Origin of the sequence: Novosphingobium bradum, assembly GCF_042646485.1 — a bacterium.
Lineage (GTDB): Bacteria > Pseudomonadota > Alphaproteobacteria > Sphingomonadales > Sphingomonadaceae > Novosphingobium > Novosphingobium bradum.
In genome coordinates, this window is the sequence record NZ_JBHRTQ010000003.1 from 26,772 (window position 1) to 41,485 (window position 14,714).

The window sequence follows — 14,714 nt, forward strand, 5'->3', positions numbered from 1 at the left end:
CGCGCGGCCGACCAGCGCCGCCCCGGCATCGGCGAAGGCCGGCCAGATCGTCGCCCGCCCGCGGGCATAGGCCCGCCGCTCCAGCGCCGCGAGCCGCTCGGGCCGGTCCAGCAGCCCGCCCACCGCTTCCGCGATGGCCTGGCTCGAACCCGGCTCGATCAGTAGGCCCACCTCGTCGGCCAGAAGCTCGGTCGCATGGATATAGGGGGTGGAGACCACCGCCTTGCCCAGCGCCACGGCATAGGACAGCGTGCCCGAGGTCGCCTGCTGGAGATTGGGATAGGGGGTGATGTAGATGTCGCAGGCCTCAAGCTGGTCAAGCAGCTCGTCGGTGGCAAGGAAGCGGTTGTCCCAGGCCACGTGGTCGGCCACCCCCAGCTTGCAGGCCAGGGCCGCCAGGCTCTCGCGGCAGGCCTCGCCCTCGCGCAGCAGGCAATTGGGATGGGTCGCGCCAACGATCCGGTAGATCACCGCGGGGTGCCGCGCGACGATCGCCGGCAGCGCCTCGATCACCCGCTCCAGCCCCTTGCCCGGACCCAGGAGGCCGAAAGTCATCAGCACGGTGCGATCGGCCAGGCCCATCGCCGCCTTGGCCCGGGCCTTGCGGCCAAACGGCCGGTCGGGCGCGCCGTGGGGGATCACCTCGATCACCCCGGCATCGGCGCCATAGCGGCTCGCCAGCAGGCGCCGGGCATGATGGCTCATCACCATGATCCGCGAGGCCCGGCTGACCAGGTGCCGGAGCACGCGCTCCTGCCCGGCCGAAGGTTCGCCCAGCACGGTATGGCAGGTCAGCACCAGCGGAGCGGCCACCTGGTCGACGAAGTCGCAGACCATGGCCCCGTCCTCGCCGCCGAAGATGCCATATTCGTGCTGGAGCCACACAGCGTCGGCGCCGCTCTCGTTGATCGCGCGGGCCGCGCGGCGGTAATCGGTGGCATCCTCCTGCGCGATCACCCCGGCCACGCCGCGATAGGCGACCGGCGCGGCCGCGCGGTTGTCGAGCGCGAAGACATCGAGTGCGATCTCCGGATGGAACCGCGCGAACTGCTCCACCACGTCGCGGGTGAAGGTGGCGATGCCGCACTTGCGCGGCGCATAGGTGCCCACCAGCGCCACCCGCCGCCGCACCGGGATCGGCTGCGGCGCCTGGCCGGCCCAGGGAAAGATCGGGACGACATCGGCCGATCCGGCCAGTTCGCCGGAAAGCAGGGGACGGAACGCTTCGCTGTGCATCGACCGGGGTCCTCGCTATCGCTCGTCTCTGGATCGAGGTGCCGCGCGCCACTCGCCAACGCCAGGCGCCAGCCGTCGCGCAGGGGACAAGATCCCCCCAGCTCCTCAAGGACGAGACTCCCGGCGCCCCCCGCGGTTCCCGCCCCGATGCTGCGCCGCACAAGAATGCGCCCAGCCGAGCCTGGCGCAGGACATTGCGGAAATCCGGTGCCTTGCGCCGCGCGCAGCGCCTAGTCCTTCAGGAACCAGCGCTGCTGCCAGCCGAAGGCCGCGACCACCGGAGCCCCGCTTGCGTCGAGCGCCGGGCGGAAGCGGAAGCGCTCCATCGCCAGCCGGCAGGTGATCGCATCGGCCGCCGGATCGCGGCTGGCGCGAGCCACCTTGCAGGCGCTCGCCCGGCCATCGGTGCCCACGGTCAGCCAGATCACCACGTGATCGCCCAGGCGCGCCTCGCGGCTGGCGATCGGATAGTCGCGCGCCGAATTGATGTCCCCGGCGATCTTGACCGGCCTTGTGCCGCTGCCCCCACCGGTTCCGCTGCCGGAGCCGCCGTTCCCGGTCCCCGTGCCGCTTCCGCCCGCCCCGGTGCCATCGCCGCTCGCGGCGCCGGCCCGGTCGGCCGGGCCATGGTCCGCCACCGGCGGCGCGGCGGGCCTGGCGAGCGCCAACCGGGGCACGGGCGCGGCCACCTCGCGCGGGCGCGCCTTGCGCCCCGTCACGCCCGCCGCGCCGGCCGGCTCGGGCGCCCTGGCCGCCGGCGCGGGCACTGACGCCGGGGTAGGCGTCGGCTCGGGCGCGGTCACCGTCACGGAAAAGGTGCTGACCACCCGGCGCGCCACCTCGGCGGTAAAGCCCGGCGCGAAGGCCCGCACCAGCAGCACCGCGACCACCACATGGAGCAGCCCCACCGCCACGAAGGCGGCCACCCGCACCGGGCGCGGCGCACTGAGATCGGCCTCGGTCATCGCTGCGGGGATGCCACGCCCGCCGGCCTGCGCGCAACCACCGCCACCAAACCTTTGCACCTTGCGCCGCGCGGCGCCCACGCCTAACGCCCCGCGCCATGAAGCCCCTGCGCTCCTCGCGCGCGCTCGTCGCCCTGCTGCTGGCCGTGCTGCTCGCCGGCCGCATGGTCGTGCCCACCGGCTGGATGCCGGTCCGCACCGGCGAAGGCTTCGCCATCATGCTGTGCTCGGGCAGCGGCGCGGGCCAGGCCTGGGTCGATACCGCCGGCAAGCTCCACCAGGGGCACAAGCCCGAAGGCAAGTCCGAAGCCAAGGACCCGTGCCCCTATGGCGCGATCTCGGCCCCCGCCGCCCTGCCCGCCGCGCCGCAGCTTGCCGCGCTGGCGCCGGTGCCGTCCCCTGCGCCCGCACCGGCCCTGCCCGGCGTCGCCGTGGGCCGCGGCCTCGCCGCCCCGCCGCCCCCGGCCACAGGACCGCCCCTCTCCGCCTGAACCACCATTTCGCGCGCCCGTCGTCCGCGCGCGCGCACCTGTGTTCACGGAGTATCCCGCATGAAGACCCTGTCCAGCGCGAGCCTCTGCGCGCTCGCCGCCGCTACCGCCACCCTCTCGCCCGCCCATGCCGAGGAGATGGCAGCCCCGCACACCCACGAAATCGTCGTCACCGGCACTCACGCCCATGACCGGATCGACCTGCCGCCCGCCACCACGGCCACGGTCACGGCCGCCACCATCACCGAACAGGTCAATGCCGCCAGCGTTGAAGATACGCTGAAATATGCCCCCTCGCTGATCATCCGCAAACGCCACGTGGGCGATAATTTCGCCCCCATCGCCACGCGCACTTCGGGCCTTGGCGCCTCGGCCCGCAGCCTGATCTATGCCGATGGGGTCCTGCTCTCGGCGTTCCTGGGCAACAACAACGGCAATGGCTCGCCCCGCTGGACCCTCGTCACGCCCGAGGAGATCGAGCGGGTCGATGTCACCTACGGCCCCTTCTCCGCCGCCCAGCCCGGCAATTCGATCGGCACCACGGTGACCATCACCACCCGCTCGCCCGACCGGCTGGAGGCCAGCGCCCGCCTGCTCCTCAACGTGCAGGACTACAGCCTCTACGGCACCGCCCGCAGCCTGCCGACCCGGCAATATGCCGCCTCCATCGGCGATCGCTTCGGCCCCCTGGCGCTGTTCGCCGCCTTCACCCGCACCGATGCGAAAAGCCAGCCGATCTCGATCGTCACGGTGAACGGCGCGGCCAACCCCGGCGCCACCACGGGCGGCTTTGCCGATACCAGCCGCACCGGCGCCGCGATCCGCGTGGTCGGCGCTGGCGGCCTCGAACACCACGTCCAGCAGACCGCCAAGCTCAAGGCCGCGCTCGATCTCGGCCCCGCGCGCCTCAGCTACCTGCTCGGCCTGTGGACCGATGACACCAATGGCGATGTCGAGAGCTACCTCCGCACCGCCGCCGGCGCGCCAAGCTACCTCACCGCCGCCAGTTCAACCTCGGGCTTCAATTCCAGCCTCTACACCCGCGATGCCCGCCACACCGCCCAGGCGCTGACCCTGGAAGGCTCCACCCCCCGGTTCGACTGGCACCTGGTCGGCACCTCCTACCACTACGACCACGATCTCCAGAACAACCCCGCCGCCGCCAATGCCCTGCCCGCCGCCTTCGCCGGCGGTGCCGGCACGATCCAGCGCCAGGACGGCACCGGCTGGGTCACGCTCGATGCCAAGGCCGCCTTTCGCCCCCATGGCGATGACAGCCACGTGATCAGCCTGGGCGCCCACGCGAACCGCGTCACCCTGAATGCGGTCACCTGGAACGCGACAAACTGGCGCGACGATGCCACCCAAGGCGCCGCCGCCAGCCACTCGCGCGGCCGCACCCGCACCCTCGCCCTGTGGGCTCAGGACCAGGTCGCCCTCACCCCGGCGCTCACCCTCACGCTGGGCGCGCGGCACGAATGGTGGCGCGCCTGGGCCGGCAGCAATCTCAATGCCGCCGTCTCGGCCACGCCCCTTGCCCAGCCGGAAAAGCGCTTCTCCGGCCTCTCGCCCAAGGCCGCGCTGGCCTGGCGCGAAGGGCCGTGGACGTTGCGCCTCTCCGCCGGGCAGGCCTGGCGAATGCCCACCGTGGGCGAGCTTTACCAGCAGGTCACGGTCGGCACCCAGCTTGCCAATCCCAACCCCGCGCTGCGCCCCGAACGCGCCCGCTCGGCCGAACTGGCGGTCGAACGCTCAGATGCCCACGGTAGCCTGCGCCTCTCGCTGTTCAACGAAGTGGTCGATGGCGCGCTGATCTCGCAGACCGGCCCCGTGCCCAATTCGGTGCTCACCGCCAGCTTCGTCCAGAACGTCGCCCAAACCCGCTCGCGCGGGATCGAACTGGCGGCGCAGCGGCGCGATCTCCTGCCCGGCGTCGACCTGTCGGGCAGCCTGACCTATGCCGATGCGATCGTCAGCCGCAATCCCGGCCTGCCCGCCTCGGTCGGCAGGATCATGCCCGGCGTGCCCCGCTGGAAGGCCACTGCGGTCGCCACCTGGCGCCCGGTCGAGGCGCTCAGCCTCACCGCCGCCGCGCGTTATGCCAGCCGGGTCTGGGCCACGCTCGACCATGCCGATGTCAACGGCTTCACCTGGCAGGGCTTCGGCCAGTATTTCGTGATCGACCTGCGCGCCGCCTGGCGCCTGACCCCGAACCTGGAAGCCGCCATCGGCGTCGATAACTTGAACAACGACAAGTACTTCCTCTTCCACCCCTTCCCGCAACGCTCGGTCACCGCCGAACTGCGCGTGAAGCTGTAAGGGGAGGCGCAAGCCATGCGGGGCAATCTCTATCGCAGGCTGTGGCGCTGGCATTTCTACGCCGGCCTTGCGGTGATCCCCTTCATCCTCGTGCTGTCGCTCACCGGAGCCATGTTCCTGTTCAAGCCCCAGCTCGATCGCTGGGAGGAACGCGCGTTCCGCGATCTTGCGCCCGGCGTAGAGGTTGCCCCCTCACTCCAGCGTGCCGCCGCGCTGGCCGCCCGGCCCGGCGCCATGCTCCATTCCTGGCGCCTGCCCGAACGGCCCGGCGATGCCGCCATGGCCCACCTGATGCTGGCCGATGGCACGATGGAAGACCTGTTCATCGCCCCTTCCGGCCAGGTGCTGGGCGCGATGGCGCCCGAAGGCCGCGCCAGCGCGGTGATCCAGCGCATCCACGGCCAGCTCCTCGCCGGCCGGTTCGGCGCCTGGCTGGTCGAGGCCGCCGGCTCATGGGCCATCGTCCTCGTCGTCACCGGGCTATGCCTGTGGTGGCCGCGCGGCACGGGGAGCGGCAAGGGTCTGGCCCGATGGCCGGGGGCCGGCGTGGTCTGGCCCCGCCTCGCCGCCGGCCGGCGCGTGCTCTGGCGCGATCTTCATGCCGTCACCGGGTTCTGGGTTTCCGGCCTCGCCCTCGTCCTTCTCGTCACCGCCCTGCCGTGGACCGGCCTGTGGGGCGCCGGCTTCAAGGCACTGCGCGAACAGGCCGGCTGGGTGAAAGGCGCGCAGGACTGGCCCACCGGCGGCCAGCCCCCCGCCGGCGAAGGCCTCCACGCCGCCCACGATCACCACGCCATGGCCGGGATGCACCACCCGCCCGCCCCCCCATCAACTGCCACCGCCGGCGATGCGCGGGTGTTCGATGTGGTGATCGCCCGCGCGCGCTCCGAACACCTCGCCTTTCCGGTGCTGGTGGTGCCCCCCGGCCCGCGCGCGGCCCACTGGACCGTCCGCTCGGAAGCCCAGAACCGCCCCTTGCGCGCCACCCTGACCTACGATGCTGTCACCGCCCGCCCGATCAACCGCGAAACCTTCGCGCAAAAACACCCGATCGATCGCGTGGTCGGCTACGGGATCGCCTGGCACGAAGGCCAGCTGTTCGGCTGGGCGAACCAACTCGTGGGCCTCGTCACCGCCCTGATGATCGTCGTGCTGGCTCTCACCGGCTTCGTCCAGTGGCGCCGCCGCAAGCCCGCCGATGCCCTGGGCGTGCCCCCGCCGCCCGCCGAAAGCCTCGGCAAGGCCGCGCTGGCCGTGCTGATCCTGCTCGGCCTGGTCCTGCCGATGCTGGCCCTGTCGCTGCTGGTCCTGGCCGCGGGCGAAGGACTGGCACGGCGCCTCTCCCCCCGCGCCGCGCGCTGGCTGAGCGGCTGAACCCTCAGTCCACCCGCCCCCTCGCGTCGTCCCGGACTTGATCCGGGACCGGTGGCGGTTGGGCGGCGAGGTTCCGCATTGCGGACACCGGTCCCGGGTCAAGCCCGGGACGACATCAGGAACCACCCCCCAGCCGCGCAAGGTCCTCCGGCGTGTTCACATTGGCGCTCGGCCCCTCCAGCGCCACGGCCCGCGCGCCGCTGGCCGTGATGAGATCGCGCACCGCGTGGCGGCCCTCGGCCAGCAGGATCGCCTCCAGCGCGCCCAGGACGGCCACCGGCCACAGCGCCACCACCGGCTGGTCGGCCACATAGGCCGGCCCCTCGCCCAGCCGCGCCGGCAGGTCATCGGGCAGGCCCAGCGAATCCACCCCCATGGTCAGCACCGCCGCGAAGCCGCGGTCGCGCGCATGGCGCAGCGCGCCCGCGATCCCGCCCAGCGGTCCCATCCCCGCGCGCGGCCAATCCGCCACAACCGGCACCGGCCCCGCATCGCGCCCGATCACCACCACCGCCTCGCACCAGCCGGCCAGCCGGGCCACGGCCTGATCCAGCAGGGTCCGCCCATCCAGCACGGCCAGCGCCTTGTCGCTGCCGAAGCGCCGCGATTGCCCGCCGGCCAGCACCGCCCCCAGCAGGCGCCCGGCCATCACCCGCGCGCCAGCCACCAGCGCAGCAACTGGTGGGCGATGGCGAAGCGGGGCGGCAATTTCAGCGCCGCGTCGGCGTCGCCATCCATGGCCCGCGCCACCTCGGTGCGGGTGAACCAGCGGGCATCGTCCAGCTCGTTGCGATCGATGGTGATCTCGGGGCTGTCGGCCCAGGCATGGCACCCGATCATCAACGACGACACGAAGGGCCACGGCTGGCTGACCACATAGCTCACGTCGCGCGCGCGCACCCCGGCCTCCTCCTCGATCTCGCGGGCGACCGCCTCCTCGATCGTCTCGCCCGGCTCGACGAAACCGGCCAGCGCCGAATAGTTGAGCGGCGGGAACATCGGCTGGCGGCCCAGCAGCACGGTCGGCTCGGGCGCGCCGGCCAGTTCCACCAGCATGATCGTCACCGGATCGACCCGCGGGAAATGCTCGGCCTTGCAGGCGGGCGAAGTGCAATTGCGCTGCCAGCCGCCCTTGGCCAGCTCGGTCGGGCTGCCGCAGCGCGCGCAGAACCGGTGCCGGGCGTGCCAGTCGACCAGCGCCTTGGCCCCGCCGAAGGTCGCCATGTCGCCCGGCGAAAGCGCGGACAGCAGGGGGAACATATTGCGCGGCCCCTTGGCCCCGCCCTGCCACAGGGCCGGCGCCACCTGGGCAAAGCAGGCCGCGCCGTCCATCAGGCCCAGGAACACGATCTCGGCGCCCGGCTCGGCATCGGCCAGCGAACCCCAGGCCAGCGCGCCCTGCCCATCGAGCCGGGGCGCCAGGCCATCGAGCAGCAGCAGCCGCGCCTGCGGCCCCTTCAGCGCTTCCAGCGCCGAGGCATCGGTGCGGAGCCGGTCCGCGCGGTCCACCGGCGATCCGGCGAAGGCGATATCCAGGTCGGTCGGCTTCACGCGCATTCTCTCCCGTTGTTCTCGCCGGATGCCTCGTTGCGCGGCGTCACCAAAGTCGTGCCCAGCAAGGCGGCTCGGGCGAACAGGGTGGGCAGGCCCGCCTCCCCGATCCGGTCCATGGGCCACCATTCCCCCTCGCCCGCCGGATTGCCAGCCCCAATCGTCGCCCCGCAGACCGCAAGCGCCAGCTGGAAATGGGTGAAGCCATGCCGCACCTGCCCCAGCGCCTGCCAATCCAGCGCCAGCGGCGCCGCGCCCGAACCGTCGCCCCGCGCGCTCCAGCCATCGTCGGGCAGCGCCCGCATTCCGCCAAGCATCCCCCGGCCCGGCCGCCGCACCAGCCACACCTCGCGCCCGCCGTCCGGCCCTTCGCGCGCGATCCAGAAGGCCCGCCCCGCCCGCTCGGGCCGCGCCGCCCGCGCCGCCTTGACCGGATAGGCTTCGGGCGCCCCGGAAGCCCGCGCCCGGCACAGGTGTGCCAAGGGGCAAATCAGGCACCGGGCCTGCCGCGCGGTGCACACCGTCGCGCCAAGGTCCATCATCGCCTGGGCAAAATCGCCCGCGCCACTATCCGGCGTTATCGCATCGGCCGCCGCCCGGATCGCCTTGCGCGCGCCCGGCAGCGGCTCGCCGATGGCGAACAGCCGTGCCACCACCCGCTCGACATTGGCATCGACCACCACCGCCCGCGCCCCGAAGGCGATCGCCGCCACGGCCGCCGCGGTATAGGCGCCCAGCCCCGGCAGTTCGCGCAGAGCCGCCTCGGTCTGCGGGAAAGCCCCCCGCCGCGCCACTTCGCGGGCACAGGCCAGCAGGTTGCGAGCCCGGGCATAATAGCCCAGCCCCGCCCAGGCGGCCATGACCTCGCCATCATCGGCCGCCGCCAGATCGGCCACGGTCGGCCAGCGCGAGGTGAACCTGGTGAAGTAGGATTGCACCGCCGCCACGGTCGTCTGCTGGAGCATCACTTCCGACAGCCACACCCGGTAGGGATCGGGCGCCGGTGCGCCCGGCGGCGAGCGCCAAGGCAGGCGGCGGGCGTGATCCGCGTACCAGACTTGCAATGCCGTTGCAGTGCCGTTGCAAATCTCGTCGTCACAAAGGTTGTGGTCACTGGCGGTCACGGCGCGGCTATGGCATGGCCCTGCCCGCAATGGAACGGGATCGCAAACCGGCCGCCAAGGCCTCGAAGGCCAAGGCCGCCTCGCCAGCCGGCGGCGGCCGCCGCTACGAACGCCCGCGCGGCGGCCAGGCCCGCGCCATCGCCGATCTCATGCCCGAAATCGGGCGCACCGCGTTCCGCCGGTTCGGCTTCGTCCAGTCGAGCGTGGTCACCCGCTGGCACGAGATCGTCGGCCCGCACCACGCCAGGATCTGCTCCCCCGAATCGATCCGCTTCGCCCCCGGCGAAAAGAGCGAGGGGATCCTCCAGCTGGTCGTCGTGGCGGCCCATGCCCCCTTGATTCAGCACGTGATTCCCGAAATCATCGAACGGGTTAACCGCTTCTTCGGCTACAACGCCGTGGCCAGGGTCAAACTGCGCCAGGGCATGGTCAAGCCGCCCCAGGCCAAGGATCGCACCGCCCCGCCCAGCCTCAAGCCGATCCCGCTGGAACTGGGCGAAAGCCTGCGCGATATCGGCGATCCGGAACTGCGGACCGTGCTCGAATCGCTCGCCCGCAGCCTCGATGCCAACAGCCGCAAGGACCGCAACTGATATGTCCCCCAAGCGCGTGATCGCCGCTTTCCTCGCCCTTGTCGCGCTGGCCGCCCCCCAGCTTGGCGCCGCCGCCAGCGCGGCCCCGACCCTGGCCGTCGCGGCCACGCCGCGCGGCAGCCACGTGCTGGGCCGCGCCAATGCGCCGCTCAAGGTGGTCGAATATGTCAGCTACACCTGCCCGCACTGCGCCGCCTTCGAACGCGAAGCCGCCGATCCGCTGCTCGACATGGTGGCGCGCAGCGGCAGGGGCACGGTCGAATACCGCCCGATGATGCGGAACATCGTCGATGTCGCGGCCACCCTGATGGCCGGCTGCGGCCCGGTGTCGCGCTTCCCCGGCAATCACGCCGCGCTGCTGCGGGGCCAGGACAAGTGGCTGGTTCCGCCGCAGAATTCGCAGCCCGATCGCTGGCGCACCGGCAGCTTCCTCGCCCGGATGCAGGCCGTCGCCCAGGACATGAACCTCTACACCCTGTTCGAGGAGCGCGGCTACACCCGCGCCGAGCTGGACCGCTGCCTTGCCAACGAAGCTCAGGCCAATGCCTTCGCCGCCGAGAACCGCCAGGCCATGGCCGGCCTGAACCTGAAGGGCACCCCCAGCTTCCTGATCAACGGCGTGCTCCAGCCCGGCAACGACTGGGCCAGCCTGCGCCCCGCCCTTGCCGCAGCCCTGCGCTGAGCATGGCCGCAGCCCTGCACTGAGCCGGACCGCCGCCGCGCGCTGAAGTTTTCCGCCGCCTAATCACGCCCGCTATTCCGCGCCACCCGGTGGCCGGCTAGCATCCGCGCCGCCATACCACGAGGATTCGCCCGATGCCGTTCAAGACCGTCCGCTCCGCCCTGCTGCTCGCCACCCTGGCGCCGCTGGCCCTCGGCCTGGCCGGCTGCAAGAAGGACGAGGCCGGCGCCAAGGGCGAAGCGGCCGCCTCGGCCGCCCCGCTGCCGTCGGTCGCCGCGCCGGCCGGCAAGTCCTGGGCCGACAGCATTACGCAAACACCCGAGGGCGGCTACCGCATGGGCAACCCCGATGCCCCGATCAAGCTGGTTGAATATGGCTCGCTGACCTGCCCCCACTGCGGCGAATTTTCCGAGAAGAGCGCGGCCACGATCCGCGACCAGTGGGTGGCCTCGGGCCGGGTCTCCTATGAATTCCGTCACTATGTGCGCGATGCGCTCGATCTCACCATGGGCCTGATGACCCGCTGCGGCAGCCCGGAGGCCTTCTTCGGGCTGACCGAACAGGTCTTCGCCAACCAGAAGACCCTGCTGGGCAGCCTGCAAGGCAAGGACGCGGCGCTGGAAACGGCGATGAAGGCGCCCGATGCCCAGCGCTTCCAGGCGATCGGCGACGTGCTGGGCCTGCCCCAGTTCTTCGCCGCGCGCGGCATCCCGGCCACCCAGGCCAAGGCCTGCCTCGCCAGGACCGACCTCGCCTCGCAGATGGCCAAGGCCACCGCCGACCAGGGCAACCAGTTCCAGATCGAGGGCACGCCCACCTTCCTCGTCAACGGCACGAAGATTCCGACCAACGCTTGGGAAGAGCTGAAGGCCCGGATCGAAGGGATGGGCGTCCGCTAGGGGCGATCGAGGGGGCCACAGGCCAGGCGGTTAAGGAGGCCGCGGGTTCGATGCAGATCAGGCGATTGAAGCTCAGTGGATTCAAGAGCTTCGTGGAGCCTGCGGAACTGCGGATCGAACCCGGCCTCACCGGGGTCGTCGGCCCCAACGGCTGCGGCAAGTCCAACCTGCTCGAAGCGATCCGCTGGGTGATGGGCGAATCGAGCGCCAAGTCCATGCGCGGCGGCGGCATGGAGGACGTGATCTTCGCCGGCACCGCCCAGCGCCCGGCGCGCGATTTCGCCGAAGTGGTGCTCCACGCCGCCGACAGCGCGGGCGAGGAACTGGAAGTCGTCCGCCGGATCGAACGCGGCGCCGGCAGCGCCTACCGGGTCAACGGGCGCGACGTGCGGGCCAAGGACGTGGCGCTGGTCTTCGCCGATGCCGCCACCGGCGCCCACAGTCCGGCGCTGGTTTCGCAGGGGCGCATCGCCGCGGTCATCGCCGCCAAGCCCGCCGAGCGGCGCCAGATGCTGGAGGAAGCGGCCGGGATCGCGGGCCTGCACGTGCGGCGCCGTGATGCCGAGCAGAAGCTGCGCGCCACCGAGGCCAACCTCGCCCGGCTGGACGATATCCTCGGCCAGCTTGACCAGCAGATCGCCACGCTTCGCCGCCAGGCCCGCGCGGCGGAGCGCTATACCGGCGTCTCCGAGAAGATCCGCGTGGCCGAGGCCCGGCTCGTCTTCGCCCGCTGGCGCGATGCCGCCGCCGCCGCCGAGGCCGCCCGCGCCGAAGCCCAGGGCGCCGAGGACAAGGTCGGCAAGGCCCAGGTGCTGGCCGCCGAGGCCCAGAAGCGCCAGCACGCCGGCGCCGCCACGCTGGCCGAGGCGCGCGACCAGCTGGCCGACCGGCGCGACGATGCCAGCGCCCATGCCCACCGCCTCGCCGCCCTGGCCGGCCAGCTCGAAAGCGCCGAGCAGCGCCTCGCCGATCTCGATCGCCAGCGCCGCCGGCTCGACGAGGACAAGGGGGATGCCGACCGGCTGACCCGCGATGCCGCCACGGCCCTCGCCCGGCTCGATGCCGACCTTGCCGCCGGCGAGGCCGCGCTGGAAGCGACCACGACCGAGCGGCCCGCGCTCGCCCTCGCGCTCGATCGCGCCGAGGGCCAGGCCCGCGCCGCCGAACTCGCGCTGGCCCAGGCCACCGCCGACCAGGCCGGGGTTGATGCCGAATGGCGCGTGGCCCAGGCCGCGGTCGCCCAGGCCGAGGCCCGCCAGGCCCGGCTGGCCGGCGACGAGCGCCGCCTGTCCGACCAGCACGCCGCCCTGGCCCGCGAGGGCGATCTCGCCGCCGCCGTCACCCACGCCCAGGCCGAACACGATGCGGCCACCGCCCGGCTGGCCGAACTGCGCTCCGAACTTGACGCGCGCCAGGCCCGCAAGGCCGATATCGCCAGCGCCCGCGATGCCGCCGCCAGCGCGCTGTCGGCCGCCCGCGCCGACCTTGCCGGCATCGAACGCGAATGGACCGCCCTGTCGCGCGACCGCGAGGCCCGCGCCCGGCAGGCCAGCGCGAAGCACGGCCTTTCCCCCGCGCTCGACACGGTCCGCGCCGAGCCGGGCTACGAACGCGCGCTGGCCGCCGTGCTGGGCCGCGATGCCCGTGCGGGCATCGGCGCGCCGGCCCCGGGCAGCGAAGGTCGCTTCTGGACCGGCGCCCCGGCACCCGCCCCGGTCGGCCACAGCCTTGCCGCCCATGTTCTGGCCTGCCCGGACGAACTCAAGGCCCGCCTCGCCCTCGTTCACCTGGCCGAGGCCGATGATGGCCGCGCCCTCCGGCCGGGCGAATGGCTGGTTACCCGCGATGGCCTGCTGCGCCGCTGGGACGGTTTCGTGGCGCGCGGCGAAGGGGCGGCCGAAGCGGCCCGGCTGGAGGCCGACAACCGCTTCGCCGCGCTTGACGCGCAGCTCCCGCCCCTGCGCGCCGCCGTGGCCGAGGCCGAGGCCGCGCAACAGGCCAGCGCGGCGCAACTCGCCAGCCTGCAGACCGAGCTGGCGGCCGCCGAGCGAGCGCTGGCCGGCCTGGCTGACCGCGAACGCGCGGCGCTGCGCGCACTGGACCAGGCCGAAGCGGCCAAGGCCCGCCGCGCCGCCCGCGAGGCCGAACTGGACGAAGCCGCGCGCGATCTGGCCGAACAGGCCGAGGCCGCCGGGGCCGATCTGGCTGCCGCCACGGCCGCCCGCGCCGCCCTGCCCGATCCCGCCGCCGGCCGCGCCGCGCTCGCCGCCGCGCAGGACCGCCACGGCGGCGCCCGGCTCGCCCTCCAGTCCGCCCACGCCGCGCTCGCCGCCCATGACCAGGCCCAGGCCGCGCTGCGCGAACGGGTTGCCGCCCAGCGCGCGGAAGTGCGTGGCTGGCAGGCCCGCGCCGGCGATGCCGCCACGCGCTTGGCCGAAATGGACCGCCGCGTGGCCGAAATCGCCGAGGAACGCGCGGTGATCGTCGCCAAGCCCCCGGCGCTGGAGGCCGAGATCGCGCTGGCCGAGGAAACCCGCCTGCGCCTTGCCGCCGAACTCGCCCGCGCCGAGGAACAAGTTGCCGCCGCCACGGCCGCGCAAGGGCAGGCCGACAGCGTTCTGGCCGCCGCCAGCGAAGCGCTTGCCCTGGCACGCGAGGCCCGTGCCGGCGCCGTGGCCCGGGCCGAAAACGAAGACCAGCGCCGGGTGGAGATGACCCGCGTCTCGGGCGAACGCTTTCAGTGCCCGCCCCCGCTGCTGCCCGAACGCTTCGCCTTCGCCGCGCCCGAAGTGGTTGGCTCAGGCGAGGAATCCGCCGCGATGGACCGCCTCGTGGCCGAGCGCGAACGGATCGGCCCGGTCAACCTCGTTGCCGCCGATGAACTGCGCCAGGCCGAGGGGCGCCACGGCGAAAGCCTGGCCGAACAGGCGGACCTGGCCGAAGCGGTCAACCGCCTGCGCGGCTCGATCGGCAACCTCAACCGCGAGGGCCGCGAGCGCCTGCGCGCCGCTTTCGAGGCGGTGGACGGTCATTTCCGCCACCTGTTCGCCCGGCTGTTCCAGGGCGGCCAGGCCCACCTCGCGCTGGTCGATTCCGACGATCCGCTGGAGGCCGGCCTGGAAATCTTCGCCCAGCCGCCGGGCAAGCGCCTGCAATCGCTCACCCTGCTTTCAGGCGGCGAACAGGCGCTTACCGCCGTGGCGCTGATCTTTGCGCTGTTCCTGACCAATCCCGCGCCGATCTGCGTGCTGGACGAGGTCGACGCGCCCCTGGACGACGCCAATATCGAACGCTTCTGCGACCTGCTGGAAGCCATGGTCCAGGAAACCGCCACCCGCTACCTGATCGTCACCCACAATGCGGTGACGATGAGCCGGATGCACCGCCTGTTCGGCGTGACCATGGTGGAGCAGGGGGTCTCGCGGCTGGTCAGCGTGGACCTGGGCGGGGCGGAGCGGCTGCTGGCGGCGGAATAGGCGC

12 protein-coding genes are annotated in these 14,714 nt (G+C 72.8%); 7 read left to right on the top strand and 5 right to left on the bottom strand.

Annotation, left to right across the window (positions count from 1 at the left end; translation table 11 throughout):
• Together ACFOD9_RS02360 and ACFOD9_RS02365 are read right to left on the bottom strand one after the other, a co-directional pair.
• Positions 1-1,236 (bottom strand): glycosyltransferase family 4 protein (locus ACFOD9_RS02360; protein ID WP_379508483.1); only part of this gene is annotated, 1,236 nt, incomplete at its 3' end.
• A 230-nt stretch (positions 1,237-1,466) separates the two neighbouring features.
• Positions 1,467-2,201 (bottom strand): energy transducer TonB, encoded by a 735-nt coding sequence (locus ACFOD9_RS02365; RefSeq protein WP_379508484.1) that lies wholly within the window; start codon positions 2,199-2,201, stop codon positions 1,467-1,469.
• Positions 2,202-2,299: 98 nt separating this feature from the next.
• Between ACFOD9_RS02365 and ACFOD9_RS02370 the strand changes: the two genes are divergently transcribed.
• From ACFOD9_RS02370 to ACFOD9_RS02380, 3 genes are read left to right on the top strand one after another with little or no spacing between them, the layout of a single operon-like run.
• The gene (locus tag ACFOD9_RS02370; RefSeq protein WP_379508485.1) at positions 2,300-2,692 is read left to right on the top strand and encodes a hypothetical protein; all 393 of its coding nucleotides are present in this window, start codon (positions 2,300-2,302) and stop codon (positions 2,690-2,692) included.
• A gap of 60 nt (positions 2,693-2,752) precedes the next feature.
• Positions 2,753-5,011 carry a TonB-dependent receptor gene (locus tag ACFOD9_RS02375; protein ID WP_379508486.1) on the top strand — a complete coding sequence of 753 codons (2,259 nt, stop codon included), beginning with the start codon at positions 2,753-2,755 and terminating at the stop codon, positions 5,009-5,011.
• A gap of 15 nt (positions 5,012-5,026) precedes the next feature.
• A complete protein-coding gene (locus ACFOD9_RS02380; protein ID WP_379508487.1) occupies positions 5,027-6,385 on the top strand; it encodes a PepSY-associated TM helix domain-containing protein in 1,359 nt (452 codons plus the stop codon).
• A gap of 115 nt (positions 6,386-6,500) precedes the next feature.
• On the opposite strand, the gene mobA is transcribed toward ACFOD9_RS02380, so the two are convergent.
• The 3 genes from mobA to ACFOD9_RS02395 are packed head-to-tail and all read right to left on the bottom strand — an operon-like array spanning position 6,501 to position 9,024.
• Positions 6,501-7,034, bottom strand: coding sequence for a molybdenum cofactor guanylyltransferase (gene mobA, locus ACFOD9_RS02385; RefSeq protein WP_379508488.1), 534 nt, complete (start codon positions 7,032-7,034; stop codon positions 6,501-6,503).
• On the bottom strand, positions 7,034-7,942 hold the full coding sequence (gene nudC, locus ACFOD9_RS02390; protein ID WP_379508489.1) for an NAD(+) diphosphatase: 909 nt from the start codon (positions 7,940-7,942) through the stop codon (positions 7,034-7,036). Before nudC ends, mobA begins: the two co-directional genes overlap by 1 nt.
• Entirely contained in the window at positions 7,933-9,024 is a 1,092-nt protein-coding gene (locus ACFOD9_RS02395; protein WP_379508683.1) for an A/G-specific adenine glycosylase, read from the bottom strand. Before ACFOD9_RS02395 ends, nudC begins: the two co-directional genes overlap by 10 nt.
• 65 nt (positions 9,025-9,089) lie before the next feature.
• On the opposite strand from ACFOD9_RS02395, the gene ACFOD9_RS02400 reads away from it, so the two are divergent.
• From ACFOD9_RS02400 to ACFOD9_RS02415, 4 genes are all read left to right on the top strand, one after another.
• Positions 9,090-9,653 (top strand): DUF721 domain-containing protein, encoded by a 564-nt coding sequence (locus ACFOD9_RS02400; protein WP_379508684.1) that lies wholly within the window; start codon positions 9,090-9,092, stop codon positions 9,651-9,653.
• A gap of 1 nt (position 9,654) precedes the next feature.
• Positions 9,655-10,335, top strand: coding sequence for a DsbA family protein (locus ACFOD9_RS02405; protein ID WP_379508490.1), 681 nt, complete (start codon positions 9,655-9,657; stop codon positions 10,333-10,335).
• A gap of 134 nt (positions 10,336-10,469) precedes the next feature.
• Positions 10,470-11,234, top strand: a complete 765-nt coding sequence (locus tag ACFOD9_RS02410; RefSeq protein ID WP_379508491.1) for a thioredoxin domain-containing protein — start codon at positions 10,470-10,472, stop codon at positions 11,232-11,234.
• Between the two features lie 50 nt (positions 11,235-11,284).
• Positions 11,285-14,710, top strand: coding sequence for a chromosome segregation SMC family protein (locus ACFOD9_RS02415; protein ID WP_379508492.1), 3,426 nt, complete (start codon positions 11,285-11,287; stop codon positions 14,708-14,710).
• Positions 14,711-14,714: the final 4 nt, after the last annotated feature.